The 11,973-nt window shown below is 48.2% G+C and carries 10 protein-coding genes; 4 read left to right on the top strand and 6 right to left on the bottom strand.

Going from position 1 to position 11,973, the window contains the following annotated elements:
• Positions 1–152 precede the first annotated feature (152 nt).
• The 3 genes from ACM1PF_RS19175 to ACM1PF_RS19185 all read right to left on the bottom strand — a co-directional run bounded on the left by ACM1PF_RS19175 (position 153) and on the right by ACM1PF_RS19185 (position 3,713).
• A complete protein-coding gene (locus ACM1PF_RS19175; protein WP_416666260.1) occupies positions 153–1,430 on the bottom strand; it encodes a glycosyltransferase in 1,278 nt (425 codons plus the stop codon).
• A 223-nt stretch (positions 1,431–1,653) separates the two neighbouring features.
• Positions 1,654–2,829: a CHAT domain-containing protein gene (locus tag ACM1PF_RS19180; RefSeq protein WP_416666261.1), complete on the bottom strand. Its 1,176-nt coding sequence runs from the start codon at positions 2,827–2,829 to the stop codon at positions 1,654–1,656.
• Positions 2,830–3,500: 671 nt separating this feature from the next.
• Entirely contained in the window at positions 3,501–3,713 is a 213-nt protein-coding gene (locus ACM1PF_RS19185; protein WP_416666262.1) for a hypothetical protein, read from the bottom strand.
• A gap of 129 nt (positions 3,714–3,842) precedes the next feature.
• On the opposite strand from ACM1PF_RS19185, the gene ACM1PF_RS19190 reads away from it, so the two are divergent.
• Both ACM1PF_RS19190 and ACM1PF_RS19195 read left to right on the top strand, forming a co-directional pair.
• Positions 3,843–3,968: a hypothetical protein gene (locus ACM1PF_RS19190; protein WP_416666263.1), complete on the top strand. Its 126-nt coding sequence runs from the start codon at positions 3,843–3,845 to the stop codon at positions 3,966–3,968.
• Entirely contained in the window at positions 3,965–4,171 is a 207-nt protein-coding gene (locus ACM1PF_RS19195) for a hypothetical protein (protein ID WP_416666264.1), read from the top strand. The genes ACM1PF_RS19190 and ACM1PF_RS19195 overlap by 4 nt, the downstream gene beginning before the upstream one ends.
• Positions 4,172–4,323: 152 nt before the next feature.
• On the opposite strand, the gene ACM1PF_RS19200 is transcribed toward ACM1PF_RS19195, so the two are convergent.
• Entirely contained in the window at positions 4,324–5,781 is a 1,458-nt protein-coding gene (locus ACM1PF_RS19200; RefSeq protein WP_416666265.1) for an adenylate/guanylate cyclase domain-containing protein, read from the bottom strand.
• A complete protein-coding gene (locus tag ACM1PF_RS19205) occupies positions 5,694–6,221 on the bottom strand; it encodes a hypothetical protein (RefSeq protein WP_416666266.1) in 528 nt (175 codons plus the stop codon). The genes ACM1PF_RS19200 and ACM1PF_RS19205 overlap by 88 nt, the downstream gene beginning before the upstream one ends.
• Before the next feature lie 517 nt (positions 6,222–6,738).
• On the opposite strand from ACM1PF_RS19205, the gene ACM1PF_RS19210 reads away from it, so the two are divergent.
• Both ACM1PF_RS19210 and ACM1PF_RS19215 read left to right on the top strand, forming a co-directional pair.
• Entirely contained in the window at positions 6,739–6,951 is a 213-nt protein-coding gene (locus ACM1PF_RS19210) for a hypothetical protein (RefSeq protein ID WP_416666267.1), read from the top strand.
• An 8-nt stretch (positions 6,952–6,959) separates the two neighbouring features.
• Positions 6,960–10,514, top strand: a complete 3,555-nt coding sequence (locus tag ACM1PF_RS19215) for a WD40 domain-containing protein (protein WP_416666268.1) — start codon at positions 6,960–6,962, stop codon at positions 10,512–10,514.
• 98 nt (positions 10,515–10,612) lie between these two features.
• Here ACM1PF_RS19215 and acsF read toward each other — a convergent pair whose 3' ends face one another.
• Complete coding sequence (gene acsF, locus ACM1PF_RS19220; RefSeq protein ID WP_416666269.1) at positions 10,613–11,689, bottom strand: magnesium-protoporphyrin IX monomethyl ester (oxidative) cyclase; 1,077 nt, start codon at positions 11,687–11,689, stop codon at positions 10,613–10,615.
• Positions 11,690–11,973 lie beyond the last annotated feature (284 nt).

The following is an 11,973-nucleotide window of genomic DNA, read 5'->3' on the forward strand; positions in this document are numbered from 1 at the left end:
CTTCTCAAAGACAGCTTTAGTGTAGTTTGCCGCAATCTTCTATCCAATGAGTTTGAAACCTAACGGCAAAAAGCAGCGGCGGCAAATAACCTCGGCAACCCCACAAGCGGCTTTCATCTGTCCGCTGCCTTGAAGTGTTGGGGTGCTGGTGCTTACGACCTAGTTGAAGCAGTTTGAAGTTGTTTTTCAATCGCATCACAGGCTACACCAACCCCATTTTCTGATTGGATGATACCGCTAACTTCTGAAGCTTTAGTTGCATAACTTGGATTTTCTAACAACTGACGTAATTGCTTGACTACTCGGTCGGCTGTGTACTGATTTCGAAGAATTGTCCGTGATGTTCCCAAGCGTTCAACTCTGGCTGCATTATCCGGTTGATCATGGCTATAAGGCATGACAAGAGTTGGGCGACCTGCCCGTAATGCCTGAGCTGTTGTGCCAATGCCACCTTGATGCACGATCGCACAAGCACGCGGAAAAACTTGAGAGTAGGGAACATAAGTTATGGAAAAAATGTTCTCTGGCAGATCCTTTGGAGGAGCATTTTTACCCATTAGCAAAACAGCACGGCAATTCAGTTGCATTGCAGCTTCAATACTTTCCTGGTAAAAACGACCAGGAGCCATCACTGCGGCTGAACCTAAAGTAAAAACAATTGGGGGATCGCCCTTATCCAAAAACTGTTGAAGTTCCGGTGCAAGTTCTGTCTCACCTTCGTTGCCATCATAAAATGCAAACCCAGTGAGTACCGTATTTCTTGCCCAATCAGGTTGAGGCTTTGCGAATACTGAAGAGAATAATGCTAGTACAAGGTAAGGTGAATATTTATCATCAATGAATGGATTTCCCTTCAAAGGTGGCAAGCCAAGCTCGCGTCGTAATTCATGGATCGGCTCTGCCCAGGATTTAGACAACACTTTTGATAATTGAATGATGCTTCGGTTAGCAAGCGAACCTAGCCCCCGTAACTTGGCAAGAAACGGCAGTATAGGCAAGACGGATGGATCATAAACCGAAAGAAATGAGGCAGGCTGTAGGACAGCGAACGCCCACGGAATTCCTAACTTTTCTGCGACCAATCGAGCCGCTACAACTCCTTCACCTGTAATGATGAAGTCTGCATCTTCAGCACTAGCCATTAAATCGGTGTAGGTTTCACGTAAATTCGCACAAACCCAATTTTTGATGACGTACTCAGTGCCCGTTTTCAGATCCATCATCCGCGCCATTTCTTGAGGATCATGAAGCGCAGTGTTGTCAGGACGCATTCGACGAAACGCGAAACCGAGAGCCTCAACTTTATCCTGATATTCCTTGTGAGTTGCAAACACGACATCATGACCACGCTTTCGTAACTCAAGCGCGATCGCAATTTTAGGGTGCAAATCACCAAAAGACCCCATGGTGGTTAAAACAATTCGGCTCACTACTGCGCCTCTCAGCTAATGACACCGTATAGAATACTTGCTTGATTTTAAAGCCTCACTGCCCCAACAGTGAAACTGGAGTACCGCCCTTACCAAGATATAAAGCAGCCCAACGGTTCGCTTGAGCGGCTGCAAACAATATTGAATGAACACTAGAGACTCCCGTCAGTCCGCTCCAAGCGGATTGTTATGCGGCTGCATGAGTCATGAATGCTGCCAAATCTCAGTCCTTTGTATCAATCAAACTATTAACTTGATCTAGTTTTTTACGGTTGAAAGCGTAAGGAATATGCATTTTGATTGGAAAAGCTCCTACATTCATACAAGAGTCTTTGTTGTAGTACAAAGTTAATTCAGCATTATACTCAGCATACTCCAAATGATCTTGACTACCTACTATGACTATGAATCTATCAACATCATTTGGTTTAACCAGTTGTGATATTTTTACTACATTTTCTTCTTTGTCATCGCGCCAGTTCTTGCCAAGCAAAATATGATACGCACAAGTAGGGGGTATCATCATGAAACTGACTGTCCATGGAATAGCTTGTGTACGAGATGCGTTGACTGTGATTTCTTTGAGAAAAACGGACTGAGCAGAAGTATTCCTTAGCTTTATGTCTATTAAAGGGAAGCGAGACAATTCTTCTTCTTTCCCTTCTGAACTTTTGAACAAAATTCGCCAAAATGGTGTTTTAAGCCAAGTTTGCCAAAAGGCTTTAAGCTCATCTCGATCATCTATAACGTATGCATCTACAATCTCAAGATCTTTGTTTGAATCTCGATTGATTAATTCTTGCTGAGCTGATAATTCTAAAGAGTCTTTAGCTTGCTCTCTATGCAAAAGAACAGGAGTCATATATTCTGGAATATTCTCCAAATCAATTGCACTACAACCAAATTCATAAGCAGCTTGATAAGTTCTCCCTGCTCCTAAAGCTCCATAAAATCCACTAGAGAATTTGACAGCAGCTTTATCGCCAATTGCTTGACTCATACCAATAACACAAGAAATATGCTGGTGGATTGTTGTTGCTTGAATCTTGGAGAAACAGGCATTGAGTACAACACATTCGATCTGATCTGTAAACAATTTGAAGAGACGTGCTAATGATTCCGTATTAACTAATTGGATTTGTCCTAGCTCATTCTCCAATGCTAAGCCGTCATCGCCTTCCCCATGACCTGAAAAATGAACGATTTGCGGTTCGTAATCTAACAAAGCACGGCGCAAATCTTCGGGACGTACCGCCCAACAAGAAATAACTTCAAATTGTTCGCGATGCCTAGCTCGTCGCAACTCTTCCTGAATTTCTCTAACTTCCTCATCCAACCGCAACTTTTGTGTATTTTTTGGATTTGCTGCCAAAATAAGAATCTTCTTTAAATTGCTCATATAGAGAAACCACTGCTATTACCGAGTTTTAGTTGTTATAGCTCATTGGTCTAACTTAATCCGCTTCTGCGGAAAGCACGCTGAAAAGACGAAACCTTAAAGAAGAGGGACAGGAACGATATCGCTGCTAGCCATAAGGAAACCCTGAATACCAACAGATAAACCTCAGGCTACCATCCTCGCCAAGGACTTGCCGCATAACAATTAATAGACTGAATTTTTCTGTCTAAGATCCCAATTTGGGGTAGATAGGCAGAATGATTCGGCATAACACCCAAAATTTGCTGCATAGCCAGATTATTTCTGCATAAGATCCCAAATTAGGTGGATAGGCAGAATAATTCAGCCTAAGATCCCAAATTGCTACTTATGCCGATTATTTCCACATAATACGCCGTCTAAGCTGATTCGCCAGAATCTTTCCGCATAATTTCAGATTCCTTACGGAGATGATTGGATGTATCATTTAATACACAGTACATCTGCTTATCTCTATGCAGCCACCTCCTAAAAAATTGCTGGATCAGGTGCGCGATGTGATTCGGCTCAAGCACTACGCCTACCGTACTGAAGAAACCTACGCACGATCGCAACTTCAATAGCCAGTACGATCGCCCTACTTCATAGGCTGTGCAAGCAAGAATCCCGCCTCACAAGAGTTTCAGCAAGGGTCACTCATCATTGTTATCGTTTACTTCAGCTTCCAGATTGTAGAGATCGATCACCTGCTGAATATCCTCTCTAACAAAATAATCCTGTAGAGCCTCACCTACCAGACTGCTGATCGATCGCCCAGTCACCCCACTCAATCGCCTCAATAGAGTGATATCAGTAGTATCGATAGTGATTCTCAGGTTAGATTTTCCGACCGGGTTAGGCGACATTCGAGCAAGGTATGGACAGACCGATTGATCATGCCATACTATTTACTTACTTACTGCCGCACTGCGCAACTGCACCACTGCCAGAAAGTAAATGTTTTATCTAATGTTTTATCTATGGAGTTTGCACCTATGGTTACATTGTCCGATGATGAAGTTGCCTTAATTCGATCGCTCCTCACCGCACTGAGAGCCATCAAAGTTCGAGACATCGATAAAGCCCTCGTCCTCCTCAGCAAAGGAGATCGCCGCCCATGATTATCCTCACCGATGACCAGGCAAGAACCCTCCACCAACTCCTGACCCGCATCCTCCTCAGCGAGTCCTATCGCCTTGCCGATGTCGAAGATGCCCTGGTGTGGACAAGTCCCGAAAATCGCCAGATCCTTTGTCCCTTTGATTCCGTGTGGTCAAGGAACCTGGCGCAGGAGATTGTCCGAGAACTGCGAAACCAGCCATAGAGGAGGTGATTCCTGGGAATGCGAATTAAATAAACTGCAATTCTTGTGGGGTGGGCAGCGTTTCGACTGAGCTCAAGCCGAAGTCTTGCCCACCCAGTCACCCGCCCAGTCAACAAAGTAAAACGCTTTACAGGTTTATTTAATCCCTGATCCTAAGCCTCTCCAGGGAATGCCTGCTCGATAGCTGAAGCGTCTGGATTGCCGTAGTAGGCGATCGACTTATACAGGCGACTGAGTTGGATTTGAACCGTTGGCGGCAGGGATGTGAAGTGAATGTAGAAGCTCCCCTGATCGTTCTGATGTTTCGTGACCTTGGCATACGAATCTTCGCTCGCTTCAATAAACTGGCGAGATGCAACGAAGTTTAATTTGAGATTGGTGAGTTCCGGGGGCAAGCTTGTATCCGTAGACCCATCTGGGCGAATTTCAGCACCTCTGGCCGATAACTTCACCAAAGCACCGGTAAATTGCATATCTCCAATGTGCTTTCCGTCCAGGTAAGCATACTGCACTGGAATCGGGTTAGGAATCGGAAAAAACTCTTCTGCCTCCTTCGGTAAGTAAATGTTGTAAAAGCCGCTGACACCGTACACCTCGTAGATCGTGATTGGTTCCTTGATCCCTTTTGGCTTCACCTGCCGCTTTCCAGTAATTTTCACGTTAGCTCCCGCCGCCCGCAGAGTCTCTTCCGAGATTAAAATCTGCCCACCCTGCGTGTAGGACTCAATGCGGTAGGTCAGGTTCACCTGGTTGCCCACCACACCATACTTGGTGCGCTTTTCAGAGCCAATGTTACCGACCACCACCTCACCCGTGTTGATCCCAATCCCCATTTCCAGGAGGGGTAAGCTCATCTGCTGCATTTTTTCATTAACCGCTCCCATCGCCAACTGCATGGCACAGGCACAGGCGATCGCCCTCAGCGCATCATCCATTCTGGGAGTTGGCGCGCCAAACAACACCAGAATGCCATCGCCCATGAACTCGTCGATCGTGCCCTGGTACTGATCAATCACATCCGCCATCCGTTCCAGGTAGAGATTGAGGATATCAATCACCTCTTCCGGCGGCAGACGTTCCGATAACGTGGTAAAGCCTCGCAGATCGGAAGTCAGAATCGTAATTTTGCGGCGTTCTCCGCCCAGTTTTAACCCTTCCGGATGTTCCAACAAATTTGCCACAATGCCATCACTGAGATAGCGACCAAATACCTGCCGAATCAACTGGTTGCGCTTCTCCAGATCGACATTCATGTGGGCTAAATCTGCGGTGCGTTCCTCCACTTTCCCTTCCAGCTCCCTGGCCGTCTGCCGGAGTTTCCCAATCACCAGAGACAGTCCCGACACCCCCAGCAGCGACATCCCGCCCAGCACAAAAAACATACCCCGCAGATCCCGATTAATCCGATTCACCAGGCTATCCAGCGGCTGAGTGATTTCCCAAACTCCCGCCACATCCCCCACCGTCCAATCCGTTTTGGGGCTATTGGGATGGGTGTTGTGGCACGCGACGCAGGTTTGCTTCATGATGCTGGCTTCCCCGTAGCGCATAGCCGTCCTCCCATCGTGCGTTTCCATGCGTGAGAAGGAACGACGCGGATTGCGGCGCAAAAATTCCAGGGCATCCTGCTCAAATTCATCCTGGGGCCCCCCGTATCCTGCCGCCAGGGAAAAGGGTAATCGCTGTAAAACCGCACGATCAAATCCCGTTCGAGGTTGCTCACCCGCTCCCCCAGTTCGATCGCAAAGGTGGAGGGCAGAGGAATCCCACCGGGCTGGGAAAGATAGGCATGGGTGACTTCCACCCCTTCGATCATCCGGGCGCGATCGGCTGCGGCATCACTATAGAGATTAATGGACTGGTCAAAGGTTTGAATGTAGAGAGCTGCGTTTTGGATCGCCTGAGATTCGAGCAAGTTAGAAGAAAGCCGCGACATATTGGACAGGGCCAGACCCATAGCGACGCAAAATAGCAACGTCAGCACCAGCGTAATCCGGTTCAGCAAAAACCGAAAAAACCAGTTCCAGGTTTGAGAAATGATCTGGTTCATCTTACGATTGGGGGCAGGGGAATGAATAACAATAAATCATAAGTACTCAGTGCCTATCCGAAAACTCACTCAAGTTTTTGGAATCCAAAATCCCTGATGGGGTTTTCAGATCGGTTCTAACGGGCAGTCTATATCGCCGTTCCTATAGGCGTTGAATGATCCCAACGTGGCCTTTATTATTTTTATTTCAGCAGGGCATTGCATACCCCGCATCTAGCACCTTTGTAAATACAAATGATGAGTATCAGATTCCAATCGGCTTTCTGCATTCCCGCTACACCCATCATTGCACGACCCAGCTTAGTTCTCATACTACTGGCTCTGGTTTGATATATCCTCCTTTATAAACCCTATTTTTAAAAGTTTTGTAGGGGGTTTGCAGTGCCAGGTATTTACACTGGCGATCGCATTCTGTTGGATCTACGCATTCTGTTGGATCTATTGGACTTATGTTGGATCTATTGGATTTATTGGATTTATTGGATCGATATCCCTTCAAGCAACCCAACGTTAAGAGATGGACTTAGAAGACGCACTCAACTTCACCGATGCCTTAGTCTTTGCCGAATCAGGGACTCACCTGAGCGACCTCCAGCAGATTTTGCTACGAGAATCCTGGTCGTTGCAGCGGCAGAGCTATGACCAGATTGCGGATACCTACGGCTACTCGGCGACTTACCTCAAGCATGATGTGGGGCAAAACTCTGGAAGCTCCTTTCCGACGTTTTAGGCGAGCGAGTGACGAAGACCAGTTTCCGAACCGCGATCGAACGACGGTTTCAGAAAGCCGGTGGTGTTTTGGTCGCGCAGGCTACTGTAGAGGAAATAGCACCAGTTCCTTCGCCAGAGAATTTTTCCCAACCATTAACCGGGGTTCCCTACCAGGATTGGGGCGATGCGATCGATGTCAGTTTTTTCTGTGGCCGAGAGACTGAACGAGAACAGCTCAAACGATGGATTCTCAACGATCGCTGTCGGTTGATTGCCGTGTTGGGCATGGGTGGAATTGGCAAAACCTCCCTGGTAGTAAAGGTGGTGCAGGAGATCGTCAGAAGGGGGGAAGGCGAGTCAGAAGGGGGGTTCGAGTTTATCATTTGGCGATCGTTTCGGAATGCGCCACCGTTGGATGAGGTGTTGACGGATTTGCTGAATCGGTTGTCTGCTCCATCGGAACCATCCCCTGAATCTGAACCAGCGGATCTCACCCATCATCTCAGAGATCCAAGCGACCTGGAAAATTCGCCCCGTTCGACTGACCCCCAATCTCCAGAATCGGTCATGGGCAAACTGTCGCGGTTTCTGAGCATTGTGCGATCGCGCCGGTGTTTGATTGTGTTTGACAATGTGGAAACGCTGTTTCAAGCAAACAGTTCCGGGGATGCCAGGCTCCAGCTTCGTAGTCAACCCTATCGAGCTGGGTATGAGCCCTATGGTGAGCTGTTTAAGCAACTGGGGGAAACGGTTCATGCCAGTTGTTTTCTCTTAACCAGTCGTGAGAAGCCGCAATCGGTGGCGCTGCTGGAAGGAGAAAGATTACCCGTACGATCGATCGCGCTGAAGGGATTACCTCAAAGGGCGGGACAGGAAATTATCAAACTCAAAGGCAGCTTTGAAGGCACGGAGATTGAATGGGAAGAGCTGATATCAGGATACTCTGGAAATCCCCTGGCTTTAAAAATCATCTCCACCACGATTCAAACCCTATTTAATGGCCGACTTTCTGTCTTTCTCCAGCAGAATACCTTTGTTTTTGGCGATATTCACCGTCTGATTGCCCAACAATTTTCGAGTTTATCTAACATTGAAAAAATTATTCTATACTGGCTGGCGATTTACCGTGAGCCTGAAACCTTTACAACCCTGCAAGCCGATCTGTTTCCAACCATTTCACCGCAGGTGCTCATGGAAACTCTGGAAATTTTGGAACGTCGATCGCTGATTGAAAAAAATAGCTCTGCCTTCTCGCTTCAGCCTGTAGTCCTGGAATACATTACCAATGAATTCACAGAGCAGGTTTGTCGGGAAATTACAACCGCCTTAACCAGCAGCAGTTCAATCAATTCTCTACAAAATCCTTTACTCAAAAGCCATGCTTTATTGAAAACTCAGTCCGCAGATTACATTCTGGAAAGCCAGTCTCGCTTCATTCTTCAACCCATTCTCGATCGGCTCCGAAAAGACTTCATCCATCCAGCCCAACTCGAAGAAAAATTACTGCAACTCTTGACGGAACTACGCCACAAACCTGCGCTGGAAGTGGGATACGGGGCAGGAAATTTACTGAATTTACGTTGTCATCTTCATCCCCATCTCCAGGGTTACGACTTCTCAGGCTTATCTTTCTGGCAAGCTAATCTGCAAAATGTCACCCTGCGGGATATCAACTTTGAGGCAGCTGATCTGCGGCACTCCACGTTTGCTGAAACGTTGGGAATTGTCTTTTGCGTTGCCTTTAGTCCGGATGGACATTATTTAGCAACAGGGGATGCTGAGGGCGGACTGCGGCTGTGGCAGGTGGATCAGGGACAGCTCCTGCTGGATTTTGCAGGGCACAGGGGATGGGTCTGGTCGATCGCCTTCAGTGCCGATGGCCAGCGATTGGCAAGCTGTAGCAGTGATAAAACGATTCGGATTTGGGAGGTTCAAACGGGGCAGTGCTTGCAGACGCTGCGCGGACACCAAAGTTCAGTTTGGTCGATCGCCTTTAGCGCAGATGGCGAGATTTTGGCCAGCGGCGGAGATGAACCCATGATTCGCCTGTGGAATACACACACGGGAGAATACCTGAAATCCTTGAATGGGCATCATGGACGAGTTCTTACTTTAAAGTTCGATCGAGCCTCTCAGCAGCTCGCTAGCGGCAGTGATGATCACACGATTAAGCTCTGGAACATTGACACAGGTGAATGGATTCAAACCCTGGTAGGACATACCAATCGGATCTGGTCAGTGGATTTTTGTGCCGATGGTCAAACATTGGCAAGCGGTAGCGCGGATCATTCCATTAAACTCTGGAATACAAAATCCGGCGAATGTATTCGTACCCTCCAGGAACATACCAGCCGAGTTCGATCGGTTGTAATTGGTGCAGATCCATTCACCCTGATTAGCGGCAGTGATGATCACACGATTAGAATCTGGAATATTGCGACGGGAGAATGCTTAAATACCCTGCGCGGACATACTAACTCAATATTTTCTGTCTCGTTTAATGCAAACCAACATCTCATTGCTAGCGGCAGTGCGGATCAAACCGTGCGATTTTGGCATGCCACCACTGCACAACGATTGAAGACTTTGAAGGGATACACGAATTCCATATTCTCAGTCCAGATCAGCGTGGATGGTCAAACCCTGGCCAGTGGTAGCACCGATCAAACCATTCGACTCTGGAACCTTGATTCTGGACAGTGCGATCGAATCTTACAGGGCCACACGGGTTGGGTCACCTCGGTCGCCTTTCATCCCCAGGAAATGCTGCTCGCTAGCAGTAGTGTCGATCAAACCGTGCGGATCTGGTCTACCCGGTCGGGGCATTGCCTGAATGTGCTTCGGGGTCACTCAAACTGGGTGCAGTCGGTTTGCTTTAGTCCAGAGGGGCAATGGTTAGCCAGTGCCGGGGACGATCGCACTATCCGCCTTTGGGCGACAGATACGGGAAAATTGCTGAAGACCCTGGAGGGACATGCGGGATGGATCTGGTCGATCGCCTTTCACCCCAACCGGGAATACCTGGCAAGCAGCAGCGAAGATCAAACGATTCGGCTCTGGTCGGTTCAGGATGGCCGTTGCCTGCAAATCCTGGAAGGACATACAGGACGGGTTCAGTCGATCGCCTTTAGCTCTGATGGACAGTGGTTAGCCAGTGCCAGTAATGATGAAACCGTTCGCCTCTGGAACATAGAAACCGGGGAATGCGATCGCATTTTGCTGGGCCATGAGAACAATGTCTGGGCGGTGGCCTTTAGTCCGGATGGCACCCAGTTAGCCAGTGGGAGCCTCGATCAAACGGTGCGGCTGTGGGATATTCCTACCGGGCAATGCATTCGGATTCTTCCTGTATTAAACCACTCGGTTCGATCGTCGATCGCCTTCAGTCCAGCCTCCCATCCAGCCACCATCCTGGCCACGGGTAGCCACAACGGCGTAATTCAGCTATGGAATTCTGACGGAGAATGCTTGACCCAACTGATTCCCGATCGCCCCTACACCGGAACCAATATTACTCACGTGACTGGAATTACTGCGGCTCAAAAAGCGGCCCTCAAGGCCTTAGGAGCAGTTGAAGCATAGCAGCATCCCGTTGATTCCAATCACCCCGTCCACACAAAAGCGGCTCCCTGGTGGAAGCCGCCTGACTCAAGCATTTCAGCCCACAAGTCCTATAAACCCTAGAGAACTGCTCCAGTTTGAGTGGTCATATCAATGGGTTTCATCAGATAAAGGCGCAACAGGTTAACGGCGATCGTCGCAACGTGCGGTAACTTCTGGATCGACTTCAACCAGCCTGGTGCATTAGAGCTACTGATCGCACTAATCTTCAGGTTTGCTTCGGCCGACTTGTCCATCAGTTCCACGAACTTGGGATGATCGACGTTGAGGATGACAGGGAACACACGACCCGCCGTTTCATTGGTCTTCTGAATCACATGGAGATCGTATTCCCGTGCGTCTAACCCGATCGACTGGTAAAAGCCCGATCGCTGAATGTCGTTGAGATACATCGTGGCAAAGACCGACAGCAGGAAGAACCGACTCCATAACCTTGCCTTCCAGTCATTTAAGAACTGCGGCTGAGACTGCATAATGGCATCAAAGAAATCACCGTGACGGTTTTCGTCCTGACACCAATTCTCAAAGAACCGGAAGATGGGGTAGATGCGATTTTCAGGATGGGACTCTAGATGGCGATAGATGGTGATGTATCGCCAGTAGCCAATCTTCTCAGAGAGATAGGTAGCGTAAAAGATAAACTTGGGTGCGAAGTAAGTGTAGCTCTTGCTTTCAGTGAGGAAACCCAGGTCAAGCTGAAGCCCAAAATCGGACATCGCCTTGTTCAGGAACCCCGCATGACGCGCCTCATCCCGCGACATCAGAGCAAAACATTCTGCCAAAACAGGACTTTTGCCCTTTAGCTTGCGGGACAGCTCCTTGTAAAGCAGGAACCCAGAGAATTCTGCCGTACAAGACCGCTCCAGGAATTCAATAAACAGCCGCCGCGTTTCACCGTCAATGTGATCCCAGGACTGCTTAAATTCATCAGTTCGGACGAAATGATGACGGTTATAGTCAGCCCGAAACTCCTCCAGAATTGCCTGTAGCTCATCCTCATTGACGGAGATGTCCATTTTGGCCATCTCTTCAAAATTTGTTGTATAAAACCGGGGAGTCAAGATGGTGTCCTGCGAAGGAGCCTTGATCCCAGGACGAAGCTCATCAACCGTTGGTTTTTTCAGCGAATCTACCATGTGTACGTTTACTCTTGCTTCTAGTGTTCCAAACCCCAGGAATCGACAAAGTGGACTCCGATCGAGGCTATAGGCTGGAGGCTTGGCTAATCCTGAAAATACAGTGTTTTTACGTCCCTTAGTCTACCAAGCTCAGGCGGGCCAACGATAGTCTGTAAAGTTAAGACTTGCAACAGAAGGTTATGTTTTGTGACAGACTAATTCGGGTTTTGATCAGGGGCGTTAAACTCTCGGTTCTTTAGAGGAGGTCTTTCGTTTGACGCGGAAGTAAGGTGAGGCGGCTT

Origin of the sequence: Egbenema bharatensis FJBBOT/2019, from assembly GCF_048077055.1 — a bacterium.
Classification (GTDB): domain Bacteria; phylum Cyanobacteriota; class Cyanobacteriia; order Elainellales; family Elainellaceae; genus Egbenema; species Egbenema bharatensis.